The organism is Mycobacterium sp. NPDC006124 (assembly GCF_040614235.1).
GTDB lineage: Bacteria > Actinomycetota > Actinomycetes > Mycobacteriales > Mycobacteriaceae > Mycobacterium.
Genome location: NZ_JBEXUA010000002.1, coordinates 67,968 through 83,258 on the forward strand (window position 1 = coordinate 67,968; position 15,291 = coordinate 83,258).

14 protein-coding genes are annotated in these 15,291 nt (G+C 68.7%); 7 read left to right on the forward strand and 7 right to left on the reverse strand.

The features are described 5' to 3' along the window. The first annotated feature begins 44 nt into the window (after window positions 1-44). A complete protein-coding gene (locus ABZ195_RS03955) occupies window positions 45-575 on the forward strand; it encodes a DUF6611 family protein (RefSeq protein WP_355215095.1) in 531 nt (176 codons plus the stop codon). Between the two features lie 107 nt (window positions 576-682). On the opposite strand, the gene ABZ195_RS03960 is transcribed toward ABZ195_RS03955, so the two are convergent. From ABZ195_RS03960 to ABZ195_RS03970, 3 genes are all read right to left on the reverse strand, one after another. Continuing rightward, complete coding sequence (locus ABZ195_RS03960) at window positions 683-865, reverse strand: hypothetical protein (RefSeq protein WP_355215096.1); 183 nt, start codon at window positions 863-865, stop codon at window positions 683-685. A gap of 139 nt (window positions 866-1,004) precedes the next feature. After that, entirely contained in the window at window positions 1,005-2,639 is a 1,635-nt protein-coding gene (locus tag ABZ195_RS03965; RefSeq protein WP_355215098.1) for a fatty acyl-AMP ligase, read from the reverse strand. Between the two features lie 361 nt (window positions 2,640-3,000). Beyond that, complete coding sequence (locus tag ABZ195_RS03970; protein WP_355215100.1) at window positions 3,001-3,975, reverse strand: 4-(cytidine 5'-diphospho)-2-C-methyl-D-erythritol kinase; 975 nt, start codon at window positions 3,973-3,975, stop codon at window positions 3,001-3,003. Window positions 3,976-4,065: 90 nt separating this feature from the next. On the opposite strand from ABZ195_RS03970, the gene ABZ195_RS03975 reads away from it, so the two are divergent. Continuing rightward, the gene (locus ABZ195_RS03975; RefSeq protein ID WP_355215102.1) at window positions 4,066-4,851 is read left to right on the forward strand and encodes a serine/threonine-protein kinase; all 786 of its coding nucleotides are present in this window, start codon (window positions 4,066-4,068) and stop codon (window positions 4,849-4,851) included. A gap of 87 nt (window positions 4,852-4,938) precedes the next feature. Next, entirely contained in the window at window positions 4,939-6,471 is a 1,533-nt protein-coding gene (locus ABZ195_RS03980; RefSeq protein ID WP_355215103.1) for an amino acid permease, read from the forward strand. 39 nt (window positions 6,472-6,510) lie between these two features. Here ABZ195_RS03980 and rsmA read toward each other — a convergent pair whose 3' ends face one another. The 3 genes from rsmA to ABZ195_RS03995 all read right to left on the reverse strand — a co-directional run bounded on the left by rsmA (window position 6,511) and on the right by ABZ195_RS03995 (window position 9,480). After that, complete coding sequence (rsmA, locus tag ABZ195_RS03985) at window positions 6,511-7,410, reverse strand: 16S rRNA (adenine(1518)-N(6)/adenine(1519)-N(6))-dimethyltransferase RsmA (protein WP_355216041.1); 900 nt, start codon at window positions 7,408-7,410, stop codon at window positions 6,511-6,513. Further along, window positions 7,407-8,534 carry a transglycosylase family protein gene (locus ABZ195_RS03990; protein WP_355215105.1) on the reverse strand — a complete coding sequence of 376 codons (1,128 nt, stop codon included), beginning with the start codon at window positions 8,532-8,534 and terminating at the stop codon, window positions 7,407-7,409. Before ABZ195_RS03990 ends, rsmA begins: the two co-directional genes overlap by 4 nt. 103 nt (window positions 8,535-8,637) lie before the next feature. Further along, complete coding sequence (locus ABZ195_RS03995; RefSeq protein ID WP_355215107.1) at window positions 8,638-9,480, reverse strand: TatD family hydrolase; 843 nt, start codon at window positions 9,478-9,480, stop codon at window positions 8,638-8,640. 14 nt (window positions 9,481-9,494) lie between these two features. Between ABZ195_RS03995 and metG the strand changes: the two genes are divergently transcribed. From metG to ABZ195_RS04015, 4 genes are all read left to right on the forward strand, one after another. Beyond that, a complete protein-coding gene (metG, locus tag ABZ195_RS04000) occupies window positions 9,495-11,078 on the forward strand; it encodes a methionine--tRNA ligase (RefSeq protein WP_355215109.1) in 1,584 nt (527 codons plus the stop codon). A gap of 69 nt (window positions 11,079-11,147) precedes the next feature. Next, window positions 11,148-12,323, forward strand: coding sequence for an FAD-dependent oxidoreductase (locus ABZ195_RS04005; RefSeq protein ID WP_355215111.1), 1,176 nt, complete (start codon window positions 11,148-11,150; stop codon window positions 12,321-12,323). Next, entirely contained in the window at window positions 12,320-13,210 is an 891-nt protein-coding gene (locus tag ABZ195_RS04010) for an RNA polymerase sigma-70 factor (RefSeq protein ID WP_355215113.1), read from the forward strand. The genes ABZ195_RS04005 and ABZ195_RS04010 overlap by 4 nt, the downstream gene beginning before the upstream one ends. Window positions 13,211-13,234: 24 nt before the next feature. Next, complete coding sequence (locus ABZ195_RS04015; protein ID WP_355215115.1) at window positions 13,235-14,488, forward strand: aminodeoxychorismate synthase component I; 1,254 nt, start codon at window positions 13,235-13,237, stop codon at window positions 14,486-14,488. On the opposite strand, the gene rsmI is transcribed toward ABZ195_RS04015, so the two are convergent. Further along, window positions 14,444-15,280, reverse strand: a complete 837-nt coding sequence (gene rsmI, locus ABZ195_RS04020) for a 16S rRNA (cytidine(1402)-2'-O)-methyltransferase (protein WP_355215117.1) — start codon at window positions 15,278-15,280, stop codon at window positions 14,444-14,446. The two genes, ABZ195_RS04015 and rsmI, sit on opposite strands and share 45 nt — an antisense overlap. Between the last annotated feature and the right edge of the window lie 11 nt (window positions 15,281-15,291).

Sequence of the window (15,291 nt, forward strand, 5' to 3'; positions counted from 1 at the left end):
AGGGATGCTCGCCGCGCCCGCCGGTCGGGCGTAGACCTGAGGGCGTGAACGACACGACGACCACGCCCCTGTGGCGACGATTGCTCGACGGCGGGCACTCCTGGGGCTCCCTGGAGGTGTCCCCCTCTCGTTACGGCGTCACCCGCTACCGACTGGTGGTGTTCCCGCCCGGCCTGTCCCCCGACGACCGGGCCCTGCTTCGCATCTGGAGAGCCTGGCCGACCTGGGGCATGGCGACGTTCCTGGCCCTGGAGATCCTCCTGGTGCCCGCGATCGGACCCGTTGCCGCACTCTGGATCTCCTCGACCGTCTTCCTCGGCGGGGGCGCGGTGATGATGGCGATGACGGCACCGTACCGCGGCGGCGTCCGCACGATGGTCGCGATCCGCCACTCGGGAGTGCACGACCCGCAGGCCGCCGAGCAGTTCCTCGAGTTCTACGTGGTGGCCCACGAGCTGATCGAGGCCGACCACGCGCTCGCCGCCGATGCGATGGAGCCCGTCGAACACGAAGTGGCCGTGTGGCGCGCCTACGACCGGATCGCCCGAGCGCACACGGACGCCGAACGCGGTTAGCCGAGAAGGGGTGCCGGCGTGAGCCAAGGTGCGCACGCCCGATCTCCAACGACGCGCGCTCCTCGAGCTCTTCGGCATCCTCGCGGACACCCCTGGGAACGTTGGGTCTACGTCGCGGTGCGCCGGGTCGACGGAACCACCTTCGGGACCAGGTACCTGTGCACGGCCGCCGACCGGGTCACGTCGCCGGCGATCAGGCACTCGCCGGGGTCGCGAGTCGCCTGCTTCGACAGGTCGGGGCCGACGACGTGGTATGCCGCTCGAAGGCGCACGCCACCAAGGCAGTACACGTGCACACGTTGTAGCAGCTCATTCCGAGGGGGCGGCCGCAACGCATCGCCGACTCACAGCCGAACGTGGACTCTTGCCACGGGACTGCGCGCGCCAGCCGTGACGAAGAGTCCCCATTCGGTGCACCAGTGGGGGACGCTAGGTGACCAGGGAGACCGAGTTGGCGCGACGCAGCTTGCCCGAGGGCGTCTTCGGGATGGTGCCGGGCCCGAGGACCACGACGTTGCGCGGCCGGACGTCGACCTCGGTGACGACCTCGTGGGCGACCTGGTGTTCGATGCGCCGCACCTCGGCGGGGTCCTCCCAGGCGTTGGACTCCACGGCGACGGCGAACGTCTCGCGGGAGTGCCCGGCGTCGAGGCGCACCGCGACGGCGCAGCCGGGTCGGACGCCCTTGACGCGACCCGCGGCCCGCTCGATGTCGGTCGGGTAGATGTTGCGGCCCGCCATGATGATGACGTCCTTGACGCGACCGCAGACGACGATGTGGCCGTTCTCCATCTGGTAGCCGAGGTCGCCGGTGTCGTACCAGCCGTGCTGGTCCTGGGCGGGCAGGAAGCCGCCCATGGTGATGTAGCCGGGGGTCAGCGACTCGCCGCGCAGTTCGATGACGCCGACGCCGCGCGCGGGCATGATCTCGCCGTGCTCGTCGACGACGCGGGCCTCGAGGTCTCGCAGCAGCGGGCCCAGCGAGGCCAGCCGGCGGGTGTTGCCCTTCGTCGACGGCACCGCACGCCGCAGGGCGGCCAGCAGATCGGCGTCGACCTCGTCGACGACCAGGCCGGCACCGCACTCCGAGAACGAGACCGCGAGCGTCGTCTCGGCCATTCCGTAGGCGGGCAGGATGGCCTTGGGGCTCAGACCGAACGGCTTGCCCGCGTCCAGCAGGTCCTCGACGTCGGCCGGTTCCACGGGCTCGGCGCCCGAGAGCGCGAAGCGCAGCGTGGACAGGTCGAACTGGCCGGGCTCGGCCTGGTTGCGCAGGCGCTTGGCGAACAGCGCGTAGGCGAAGTTGGGCGCCGCGGTCATGGTGCCCTTGTACTTGTCGATCAACTTGGCCCACAGCAGCGTGTCGCGCAGGAAGTCCATCGGCGTGACCTTGACCAGCTCCGCGCCGAAGTACATCGGGATCGTCAGGAAGCCGACCATGCCCATGTCGTGGAAGCAGGGCAGCCAGCTCACCATGACGTCCTTGTTGACGTCGTACTGGGCGCCGATGAACATCGCCTCGGCATTCGAGTAGATGTTGCGGTGCGTGATCTGCACGGCCTTCGGCGACCCGGTCGAACCGGACGTCAGCTGCATCAGGGCCAGGTCGTCCTCGTCGGTCTCGACCGGGTCGACGGGCTCGGCCTGCAGCAGGTCGCCGATCTTGAGGACCTTGATGCCCTTCTCCTCGAGGACCGGGATGGCGACGAGGAACGGCTCGGAGACGACGACGGCGGTCGCCTCGATCATGCCGATGACGTTCATGGTGTCCTCGGCCCAGACGACGAGGTCGGTGCGCGGCGTGGGCTGGTGCAGCATGGTCAGGCTGGCGCCGCGCATCCAGAGCGCCTGCGCGGTCGGCGCGATCTCGACGGGATAACCGGCCAGTACGCCGACGGCATCCCCGGGTCCGACGCCGGCCGCGGCCAGACCGCCCGCGATGCGGCGCGCACGTTCGTGCACCTCACCCCAGGTGTGACGCACCGGCTCGTGCGGCTCACCGGTCACCATGCCAGTGGTGACCGTGGCAGCGTTGCGGTACATCTTGTCGGTAAACCTGCTCACGACAACCTCCTGGATCTGGGGAGCCCGCCGTGGGCCCCAGTGTTGGACGTGAAGCCAACGCGCGCTGTTCCATGTTCCACCCGTTCGCGCGTGCGTTCCGAGCGGAACGCGCACACGATTGGGGTGCGATTTCGTCTCGAAACGGATGCGGTGAAAGGCGCTGCACCGGGCCGGGCCTGATCGGCGCCGCCGCTGGCGGAACGCCCACCGAGGACCACGGTGGGCGAAGTCGTCGCGCCGCACGTGAAGCCGCTCGTCATCACCGCCGATCATCTTAAGAGACCCTTAAGTAACTACCAAACTTCTGGCTCGATTGAGGCGTGGGTCACACCTCTGCGGCTGCGTCATGCGGTGGGCTGCGTCATGCGGTGTTCGAGGGCGCCGGCACCACCCGGGCGCCGTGCACGGGGCCGCTCGCCGCGCGCACCGTGCGGCACACGCCGGCCCCGGCGAGCTGAACGCCGACGTCGACCGCGGCCGAGGCCGTCGGGCAGAGGAAGGCGCACGTCGGGCCCGAGCCGGAGACGATGCCTGCCAGCGCGCCCGCGTCGACCCCCGCCCGCAGCGTCCTGCGCAGCCCGGGGTCGAGGTTCAGCGCCGCCGGCTGCAGGTCGTTGCCGAGCAGCGGCGCCAGCTCGTAGGGGTCGCCAGAGGCCAGCGCGGTCAGCAGCGGCTCGGGATCTTCGAGCCGCGGCGGCGTGGTCTTGGCGTCGTCGGCTCTGATCCGGTCGATCTCGGCGAACACCTTGGGCGTGGACAGTCCCCCGTCGGCGAATGCCAACACCCAGTGGAAGGTGTTGCGGGACAACACCGTTGCCAGCTGTTCACCGCGGCCGGTGCCGAGCGCCGTGCCACCGTGCAGGGCGAAGGGCACGTCGCTGCCGAGTTCGGCGCCGAGCGCGTGCAGGTCCCGCCGCGGCACCCCCAGCTCCCACAGTGCGTTCATGGCCACCAGCACCGCGGCGGCGTCCGCGCTGCCGCCCGCCATGCCGCCCGCCACGGGAATGGACTTCTCCAACACGATGGCCACGTCCGGCTCCCGGCCGACGTGCGACGCCATCAACTCCGCGGCACGCCACGCCAGGTTGCGGTGGTCCAGCGGCAGCGACTCGCCGTCGCCACCCAGCCCGTCCCCGGCCAGCTCCAGCGACAGCAGGTCGGCGTTGCGCACCGTGATCTCGTCGAACAGAGACACGGCGTGGAACACCGTGGTGAGTTCGTGATAGCCGTCCTCACGCAGGTCACCGACGCCGAGGTAGAGGTTCACCTTGCCCGGCACGCGCACGGTCACCGACCCCGTCGACACCCATTCGGCAGCTGCGTCGGAGCGGGGCACGCACCGAACAGTAACGAAGCCCGTCCGCAACGGAAAAGGAAGCCGCGAGATCCGCGGATCACTGTCGGTTCTGCGAGAATGTGCACGACAATGGACGCGTTCGGGGACTACGTGATCGACGGTGTCGTCGGCCACGGCGGCTCCGCCACGGTCTACCGGGCCCATCACGCCGCGGGGTCGACCCCACCCGTCGCACTCAAGGTGCTCGACGAAGACCACCGGGACGCCGCCCACATGACCCGGCTGCGACGCGAATTCGACTTCGCCAGGGCCACCGCACACCCCCACGTGGTGACGGTCTACGAATACGGCCCCGGCTGGCTGTCCATGCAGCTGATCACAGGCGGCACGGCGGGGAACCTGCCCAGCCGCGAGCTACGCCTCACCGCCCTGGCCCACATCGCCGACGCCCTGGACCACGTTCATGCCCTCGGCATCGTGCACTGCGACGTCAAGCCGACCAACATCCTTGTCTCCGAACCATTCTCACCAGCCGGCGCCATCCTCGTCGACTTCGGCATCGCCCGCTCGCTGGCCCACGAGGGGACCCACCGGATGACCCACGTCGAAGCCTCACTGCCCTACGCCGCACCCGAAGTGCTGCACGGCCATCCTCCCTCGGCCGCATCCGACGAATACGCACTGGCGTGCACGGCCGTCGAACTGCTGGTCGGATCGCCGCCCTTTCGCGCCAGCACCCCGATGGCGCTGGTCGACGCCCACCTCAACGCTCAGGTGCCGAAGTACTCCCGACGGATCGCCTGGATGCCGCACGCCTTCGATTCGATCCTCGCCAAGGCGATGGCGAAGTCACCCGACCTGCGGTATCAGTCCTGCGCGGAGTTCATTTCGCTGATCGCGCACGCCATTGGGTGAGCACACCCAAACGGTGCACATCGCGTTCTTTACTCAGTTTTTACCCCTTCGGGAGCGGTCTTGATCGTCGGCGGCTAGCTTCATCGGATGACCACCGAATCTCAGAGCGCTTACGACAATTCCGCGCTCGCACACGAAGAAGCGGGCTACGAGAAGGGGCTCAAGCCCCGGCAGGTGCAGATGATCGCCATCGGTGGAGCGATCGGCACGGGCTTGTTCATGGGCGCCGGCGGCAGACTCGCCAGCGCCGGCCCCGGCCTGTTCATCGTCTACGCCGTCTGCGGCGTGTTCGTCTTCTTCATCCTGCGGGCCCTCGGCGAACTGGTGCTCCATCGCCCGTCGTCGGGATCGTTCGTCTCCTATGCCCGCGAATTCCTCGGTGAGAAGGCCGCTTACGTCGCCGGCTGGATGTACTTCTTCAACTGGGCGTGTACGTCGATCGTGGACGTCACCGCCATCGCCCTCTACATGCACTACTGGGGCACCTTCGGCGCCATACCGCAGTGGCTGATCGCCTTGATCGCCTTGGTGATCGTGCTGACGATCAACATGATCTCGGTCAAGTGGTTCGGCGAGATGGAGTTCTGGGCGGCGCTCATCAAGGTCGTCGCGCTGGTCACCTTCCTCGTCGTCGGCATCGTGTTCCTGGCGGGCCGCTTCAAGGTCGAGGGTGCGAGCACCGGACCGTCGGTGATCGCCGACAACGGTGGTCTGCTTCCCAACGGGCTCATCGCCCTGGTCGTGATCACCTCGGGCGTCATCTTCGCCTACGCCGCAGTCGAATTGGTCGGCACGGCGGCCGGTGAGACCGAGAATCCCGCCAAGATCATGCCGCGGGCCATCAACTCCGTCATCTTCCGAATCGCGATCTTCTACGTCGGATCGCTGATCCTGTTGGCCCTGCTTCTGCCCTTCACCGCGTACAAGCAGGGCACCAGCCCGTTCGTGACGTTCTTCTCCAGCATCGGTGTTCCCGCGGCCGGCGACATCATGAACTTCGTCGTGTTGACGGCGGCGTTGTCGAGCCTCAACGCCGGGCTGTACTCGACCGGCCGCATCCTGCGGTCGATGTCGATGAACGGCAGCGCACCGAAGTTCACCGCCAAGATGTCGAAGAAGGGCGTGCCGTGGGCCGGGATCGCGCTGACGGCGTGCTTCACCGTCGTCGGCGTGTTCCTCAACCTCGTGGTGCCTGCCGAGGCGTTCAACATCGCCCTCGACCTGTCGGCGCTGGGCATCATCGCGTCGTGGGCCACGATCGTGATCTGCCAGATTCAGCTGTACCGGTGGTCGCAGAAGGGCATCCTGGAGCGGCCCAGCTTCCGGTTGTTCGGCACCCCGTACACCAGCTACGCCACCCTGGTGTTCCTCGCGGCGGTGACCGTGCTGATGTGCATCGAGAACTACTGGAACGCCATCGCCCTGGTGATCATCGTGCCCGCGCTGGTCGGCGGCTGGTACGCCGTGCGGGGACGGGTGCTGGCGGTGGCTCAGGAGCGCGTCGGCATCACGGGCAACTACCCGATCTACGCGGAGACCCCGTTGCAGGACGAGTTCCTGGCCAAGGATGCCAGGGCGCGCGAGGCAGCCAAGGCGAAGTCACACGAGGACGAGAGCTAGAAGCGGACGGCGTCCGCGTGTGCTGAGCGCTCAGGCGCTTCAGTACACGCGGACGTTGGGCTGCCGGGGTGCGGCCTCGACCTGGCCCGACCGCTGAAGTAGACGCACGAAGTCGGCGATGCCGAGAGTCTCGCCCCGGCGTGCCGGGTCGATGCTCGCCGACAGCAGACGCTCCGCGGATTCGTTGCCGGAGCCGGCCCACTCCGCGAAGGCGTTGCGCGAGGTCTTGCGGCGCTGCGCGAAGGCGATGTCGATCAGCTCGAAGACCTTCTTGCGAAACTCGTCCTCGACGGGCCAGGGCGACGTCTCGTAGCGGTCGATGCGCACCAGACCGGAGTAGACGCGTGGAATCGGCCAGAACACCGTCGGCGAGACCGTGCCGTGCCGACGGACGTTGCCGTAGAAGCGCACCTTGGCGCTCGGCACGCCGTAGTCCTTGCCGCCGGGCTCGGCCGCGAGACGCTCGGCGACCTCCAACTGAACCATGACCATGACGGTCCGGATGGTCGGGAACTGGGCGAGCAGGTGCAGCAGCGCGGGGACCGCGACGTTGTAGGGCAGGTTCGCGACGACCGCGGTTGGCTGCTCGTCGACGTCGGACGGCATCAGGTCGAGGACGTCCTTGTTGATGACGACGAGCCTGTTGATCTCACTGTGGGAATGGTCGCCGATGGTCCTGGGAAGCTGAGCCGCCAGAACGGGGTCGATCTCGACCGCGGTTACCTTGGAACCGCGATCGAGGAGAGCCAGGGTCAACGAACCGAGACCGGGCCCCACTTCGAGCACCACGTCATTGCGGTTCACCCCCGACGCCGACACGATCCGACGCACGGTGTTGGCGTCGTGGACGAAGTTCTGTCCAAACGCCTTCCGGGGCCGGAACTCGAGTTCCTTTGCCAGATGCCTTATCTCGGTCCGCCCGAGGAGCCGAATCGTCAGCGCACACCCAACCTTCCACTACACACGGGCCACGCACCCCAACCCTGGCGCGCCCGGGTGACCTCAGCAATCGCGATCTGCTCTTCTCTCGAAGCCAGATCGGCCCGCTGAGCATACCGCAAACCACCGTTGCGCTCCCATGTGTTTTGGTCGAATTGCACTCCACCGTAGAAACCGTTACCAGTGTTTATAGCCCAATTACCTCCGGCTTCGCACCGAGAGAGGGCGTCCCAGGTCTCACCTTGGGACACCGCAGGCACCTCCGTACCGGGCTTGGCGCCGACGCGAATCTTGCCGTCGACGGCCGGAACGATGACGACATTGGCTACTGGCAGCCTCCCCGTCTCCACTCCGTTGACCGTCGCGACGGCGTACGTCACGTCCTGAAGACCCGGTGTTCCGGGGTCGTCGACGACCGTCCGGCTCATGTTCATGGTCACGTCCGGGACCACGTCGTTCGTGGGAACCAGCGGCACCCGCTCGGTCGACCTGGACACCCGGACCCGGGTGACCTGGATCTGCATCCCGTCCGACACCGGCGAGTTCGCTGCCGGCACGACGGTGTCGCTCTGCTGCAGCGGCATGCCCGCCGCCTCGAGGAAACCGGCCACGTTCGCCGCCGCCACGCGCACGGTCTTGATCACTCCGCCGTCGTCGACCTGCGCGGTGCGCGCACCCACCACCGGGAGCGACATCCCCTCCAGCGGCACCCGACTGCCCCGCGAGGCCGCCGCGGGCGCGGTGTCGGTCATCGACAGCTGGGCCAGGGCCCCCTGCACGGTCGACGCCGTCGTCCAGACCTCACGGCTGTTGCGACCGTCCAACGAAATCTGCAGCGGACGGCTCCGGCGCAGCACGATCGTCTCGGATTGCTCGACGGTCTCGTTTGCCGCGGGGTACAGATCGTCGCGTTCTCCGACGGTGAAACCGTTCTCCTGCACGACGTCGATCACGTGAGACTTCATCGTGGAGACGGTCATGGACGTGCCGTCGACGGTCAACGTGACGGTCTTGTGGGTGCCGACGGCGTACCCGCCGGCAAACGTCAGCGCGACCAGCAGGCCGCCGACCAAGAGCCGCAGATGCGGTGAGCGCGCTTCATGAAGCCTATGTAAGTAGTTCAACGATTACTTTCCCGACTATCGGGTCGGCGACCTGCAGAGAACCGGGGCCGACCACACCTATTACAGGACGGTAACCAAGTCCCCTGGTGGCAGCAACTCGCGTTCAGCTGCTCATTCCGTAGGTCCGACGCGCGTTCTCCGACGTCTCGCGGGCGACGTCGACGGCCGATCTACCCACGACCTCGGCCAACGCCCGCACGGTGTACGGCAGACAGTACGACTCATTCGGCGCCCCACGGAACGGATGTGGCGTCAGGAAGGGGGCGTCGGTCTCGACCAGTAGCTGCCCCGGCGGAATCACGGCGGCGGCCTCCCTCAGCTGATGGGCGTTGCGAAAGCTGACGGTCCCCGACAGGCTCAGCAGCCAGCCGGCGTCGACGCACGTGCGCGCCATCTCGGGGCCCGACGAGAAGCAGTGGAAGATGACGGACTCCGGCGCGCCCTCGGTGGCTAACACGTCGAGGACGGTCGCGTCGGCATCGCGGTTGTGGATCATCAGCGGCTTGCCGGTGCGCTTGGCGAGGTCGACGTGCCAGGCGAACGCCTCCCGCTGCTCGGCGGGCTCGGCGCAGCCGTCGAGCTTGCCAGGCCAGTAGAGATCCATGCCCGTCTCCCCGATGGCGACGACGCGGGGATGGGCGGCGAGCTCCTCGATCTCCGCGCGAGCCGACTCGGTCAGCGCGTTGGCGCGCGTCGGGTGCAAGGCCACCGCGGCGTACACGCGGGAATCCCACTCCGCCGCCCGAACGGCCCACCGGGCGGAGTCCAGATCGTCGGCGATGGTGACGACAGCCGTCACGCCGACGGCCTCGGCCCGGTCGAGGATGGCGCGCACGTCGTCGGCGTCGGAGGCTCCGCACGCGTCGAGGTGGGTGTGGGCGTCGACCAGGTTGCCGACGGGTTCCGGCGCCGGCGGCCTCTCGCGTCTTGAACTCACACCACACAATAAGGTGAGTCCAAATGAGCGAGCCGACCATTCCCCCCGGCGCGGGGACGCGCACCTCCGGGTACTACATCACGACGGCCATCGACTACCCCAACGGTGCGCCGCACATCGGCCACGCCTACGAGAAGACCGCCACCGATGCGATCGCGCGGTTCAAGCGACTCGACGGTTACGACGTCCGGTTCCTCACCGGCACCGACGTGCACGGCCTGAAGATGGCACAGACCGCAGAGCGGGAAGGCGTCCCAACCGCGGAGCTGGCTCTGCGCAACTCCGACACGTTCCAGGCCATGCAGGAGCGGTTGAACGTCTCCTTCGACCGCTTCATCCGCACCAGCGATGCCGACCACCTCGAGGCGTCGGCCGACATCTGGAATCGGATGAACGCCGCCGGCGACGTCTACCTCGACTCCTACTCCGGTTGGTACTCGGTGCGCGACGAGCGATTCTTCGCCGACGACGAACTCGAGGAGCGCGCCGACGGCACGAGGTATTCGATCGAGACCGGCACGCCCGTCACGTGGACCGAGGAGCAGACCTACTTCTTCCGGCTGTCCTCGTACACCGAGAAGCTGCTCGCGCACTACGAGGCGCATCCGGAGTTCATCGGTCCGGACGCCCGGCGCAACGAGGTCGTCAGCTTCGTCTCCGGTGGACTTCGCGACCTGTCGATCTCGCGCACCACGTTCGACTGGGGCGTGCCGGTGCCGGATCACCCCGACCACGTCATGTACGTCTGGGTCGACGCGCTGACCAACTACCTGACCGGCGCGGGGTTCCCCGACACCGACTCCGAGTCCTTCCGCAAGTACTGGCCCGCCGACCTGCACATGATCGGCAAGGACATCATCCGGTTCCACGCGGTGTACTGGCCCGCCTTCCTCATGTCGGCAGGTATCGCGCTGCCGCGGCGGGTCTTCGCCCACGGGTTCATCAACGTCCGCGGCGAGAAGATGAGCAAGTCGGTCGGCAACGTCGTCGACCCGATCGCCCTGGTCGACGAGTTCGGCGTCGACGCGGTGCGCTACTTCCTGCTCCGGGAGGTGCCGTTTGGTCAGGACGGCAGCTACAGCGAGGAATCCATCATCGGTCGGATCAACTCCGACCTGGCCAACGAGTTGGGCAACCTGGCCCAGCGCTCGCTGTCGATGGTGAACAAGAACCTCGACGCCAAGGTGCCCCAGCCGGGTGAATTCACCGCCGAGGACCGCGAACTGCTGGCCCTCGCCGACGGACTGCTGGAGCAGGTTCGCGCCCAGTTCGACGTCCCCGCCATGCATCTGGCGCTCGAGGCCATCTGGCTGATGCTCGGAGCGGCCAACCGGTACTTCTCCGGTCAGGAGCCGTGGGTGCTGCGCAAGTCCGACGCCGCCGCCGATCAGGAGCGATTCGGCACCGTGCTCTACACGACGCTGGAGGCAGTGCGCATCGCGGCGCTGCTGATCCAGCCGGTGATGCCCGACTCGGCCGCCAAACTGCTCGACCTGCTCGGCCAGCCCGCCGATCGGCGGGACTTCACCGCCGTCGGCGCCCGCATCGTGCCCGGGACGCCGCTGCCGAAGCCCGAGGGCGTGTTCCCCCGCTACCAGGTCGAGTGAGTCGAGCCATCGGACTGTGACCTGCGTCACGCCATGTCACACTTCGGTGGTCGGAGGTGTCTTGATGGCATGAACGCACACGAGCAAGCCACGAAGGTCGTCGTCATCGGTGGCGGGTACGCCGGGGTCCTGGCCGCCAACCGTCTTCGGGTCGACGACGCCGTCGCCGTCACGCTGGTCAACCCCAGACCCCAGTTCGTCGAACGAATCCGGCTGCACCAGTACGTCACCGGGTCCGACGACGCCGTGGTCGACTTCGCCGACGTGCTGTCCGGTGAGGTCCGCCTGGTCGTCGACACCGCCGACCTGGTCGACCCGTCCTCGAGGACGGTGACGCTGGCCTCGGGCGAGGTGCTTGGTTATGACTACCTGATCTACGCCCTCGGCAGCACCGGCGCCGCGGCCGTGATTCCCGGTGCCGCCGAATTCGCCTACCCCATCGCCGAATTCGAGCATGCCGAGCCGTTGCGCGCCGCGTTGGCCGAGGTGCACCCCGCCGCCCCCGTCGTCGTCGTGGGCGGGGGCCCGACGGGTCTCGAGGTCGCCGCCGAACTCGGCGAACAGGGGCAGTCGGTGACGCTGGTGTGCGGCGGCGTCCTCGGTCCGTACCTCGGCGGGCCCGGCCGTCGCGCGGTGGCCAAGCGGATGCGCCGGCTCGGCGTGACCGTCGTCGACGGCGCCGGTGCCACGGTCACCGAGGTGCGACGAGATTCCGTGCTGCTGGCTGACGGGCGCGAGCTGCCCAGCGTCGTCACCATCTGGACGGCCGGCTTCGGCGTGCCAGACCTCGCGAGGCGCAGCGGCCTGGCCACCGACGGCATCGGGCGGCTGCTCACCGACGAAACCCTCACCAGCGTGGACGATTCGCGCGTAATCGGGGCCGGCGACGCGGTCGCACCCTCGAACGCTCCACTGAGGATGAGCTGCCAGGCCGCGATCCCGCTGGGTGCCCAAGCCGCCAACACCGTGCTGAGCCGCATCGCCGGCGACGAGCCGGCCCCGGTGGACCAGGCCTTCACCGGGCAGTGCGTCAGCCTGGGCCGTAAAGCCGGGGTCATCCAGATCGCCCACCTCGACGACCGCCCCACGCGGGTGTTCCTCGGCGGTCGGGCCGCGGCGGCGGTCAAGGAGGTCGTCTGCAAGGGCACGGTGTGGCAGCTGGGCGTCGAGGCACGCAAGCCCGGCTCGTACTTCTGGCTCAAGGGCGGCAAGCGGGCCGAGCACGTCGCGGCGGCAGTGCGGTGAACACCTCCGAGCATGCCGAGAGATTCACCAGCCTGCGGCCGCTCTTGTTCACCATCGCGTACGAAATACTCGGCACCGCAACTGAATCCGACGACGTGCTCCAGGAGAGCTACCTGCGCTGGGCGGAGGTCGACCTGGAGGGCGTCCGCGACACCAAGGCCTACCTCGCCCAGCTCGTCACCCGGCAGGCGCTCAACGCCCTACGCGCGCAGTCCCGCCGGCGCGAGACCTACGTCGGCCCGTGGCTTCCCGAGCCGCTGCTCGTCGACGCCGCCGACGCGTCCGCCGACGTGGTCCTCGCCGAGTCGGTGTCCATGGCGATGATGGTGGTGCTGGAGACGCTGAGCCCCGACGAGCGGGCGGTGTTCGTGTTGCACGAGGTGTTCGGCTTCGGCCACGACGAGATCGCCGAGACGCTGGGTAGGTCCACCGCCGCGGTGCGGCAGATGGCCCACCGCGCCCGAGAGCACGTGCATTCCCGCCGCAAGAGATTTCAGCCCGCCGACCCCCGGCGCTCATTGGAGATCACCGCCCAGTTCTTCGCGACGGCCGCGACGGGCGACGTCGACGCGCTGATCGCGATGCTGGCCCCCGACGTGGTCTGGACCGCCGACAGCGACGGCAAGGCCAGCGCCGCCCGCCGGCCGGTCGTCGGTGCCGACAAGGTCGCCCGCCTGATCCTGGGGCTGCTGCGCTTCACCGGCGAGGGTGGCCGGGTCGAGCCGGCCTTCTACAACGGCGCACCCGCGCTGGTGCTCTACCTCGGCGACGGCCTGGAGGGCGTGATCGCCGTCGAGATCACCGACGGCCTGATTTCGCACTTCTACGCGATGCGCAACCCGGAGAAGCTGGGTGGGGTGACGGTGCGACGGGAGATCGCGCGCTAGGAACGTCCGTGACAGGCTGTTGCGGTGCGGATCGAGCGGGTCTCCTCAGCCCGCAGCGCCCCGGAGGTGCTGCGGTGTCTGGCCGCCGCGACGACGCGCCTGGGTCTGCCGCCACCGGCGGCGTTGACCGGTGACTGGTTTTGCTCCCGGGCGGTCCTCGCGCCGAGTGTCGCGATCGAATCGGTCGACCCCGGTCAGGTCTTCGACGTCGCTCCCGCGTCGGGATCCGACGCCGTCGGCGGTGGATGGATCGGCTACCTGTCCTATCCCGACGCCGGGCGCGACGGGGTGGGTCCGCGAATTCCGGAGGCCGCGGGCGGCTGGACCGATGACGTCCTGCGCCTCGACGTCGACGGGAACTGGTGGTACGAAAGCCTTTCCGGGTCACCGGCACCCGCGTGGATGGTGAGCGCACTGGCCGTCGACCCGACGCCGTCTCGGTGTCACGTCGACTGGGGGCAGGCGGACCGCGACACCCACCGCGCCGGCGTCCTGGCCTGCCTGGAGGCCATCGCCGCCGGCGAGGTGTACCAGGCCTGTGTGTGCACTCGACTGGTCGGATCGGTGACGGGATCGCCCGTCGACTTCTTCGCCGACGCCGTCGCACGCACGGCGCCCGCACGCGCGGCGTTCGTCGCGGGCGACTGGGGTGCGGTGGCCTCCCTGTCTCCGGAGCTGTTCCTGCACCGGGTGGGCGCTACCGTTACGTCCAGCCCAATCAAGGGCACGCTGCCACTCACTGAATCACCTGCAGCACTGCGTGATTCAGTCAAGGACGTTGCCGAGAACGTGATGATCGTCGACCTCGTCCGCAACGATCTCGGCCGTGTCGCCGTCACGGGTTCGGTGACGGTTCCCGAGTTGCTGGTGGTGCGACGCGCGCCCGGCGTCTGGCACCTGGTGTCGACGGTCTCCGCGCGCGTCGACCCCGACGTCCCGACGTCCACGCTTCTGGACGCGGCGTTCCCGCCGGCGTCGGTGACGGGTACGCCGAAGGCCCGCGCCCGCGAGCTGCTCCAGACCTGGGAGCCGACACGCCGCGGGATCTATTGCGGGACCGTCGGTTTGGCGTCGCCGATGGCCGGCACCGAACTCAACGTCGCGATTCGCACGGTCGAGTTCGACGATGCGGGGGGTGCGGTACTCGGCGTCGGCGGGGGCATCACGGCCGACTCGGACCCCGACGCGGAGTGGGCGGAGTGCCTCCACAAGGCGGCACCGGTGGTGAATCGCTCAGCCTCGGGCGCGCAGCACCGCGTCGTAGAGCTCGCGCCGTGACGGCGCCCCGGGATTCTCGGCGATCACCTCGGCGCACGCGTCCTTGACTCCGGCGCCGGCCCGAACCAGTTCGTTGACCTCCGCCACGAGCGTGTCCAGGTCGGCGCGCGGCTCGGCACCGGCGACGACGACGGTGATCTCGCCGAGCACGCCGTCGGCGGCCCACGCGGCGAGCTCGGCCAGGGTGCCGCGCTTGACCTCCTCGTGGGTCTTGGTCAGCTCGCGGCAGACGACGGCGAGTCGGTCGGGGCCTAGCTTCTCGACGGCGTCGTCGAGACACTCGGCGAGCCGCCGCGGGGACTCGAAGAACACGCACGTGCGTCGTTCGCCGGCGAGCGTGCCCAGCCACGTCGAGCGCGCGGAATGCTTGCGGGGCGCGAAGCCCTCGAAGCAGAACCGGTCCGACGGCAGACCCGAGACGGCCAGCGCCGTCGTCACCGCGGACGGACCCGGCAGACAGCTGACGGTGAGACCGGCCGCGGCGCAGGCAGCCACCAGCCGATAGCCGGGATCGCTGATCAGCGGCATGCCGGCGTCGCTGACCACCAGCACCGTCGCGCCCGCGGTAATCTCCTCGACCAGCCACGGCACCCGGGCCGCCTCGTTCTGGTCGAAGAAACTGACCACCTTGCCCTGGGGCACGACGTCGAGACTCTGCGCCAGCGTCCGGATGCGCCTGGTGTCCTCGGCGGCCACGACGTCGGCGGTGCCCAGCGCCTCGACGAGACGGGCGGAGGCGTCGCCAGCCTGGCCCAACGGCGTGGCGGCCAGGAGCAGTCGACCGGGTGTCACATCGAACAGAA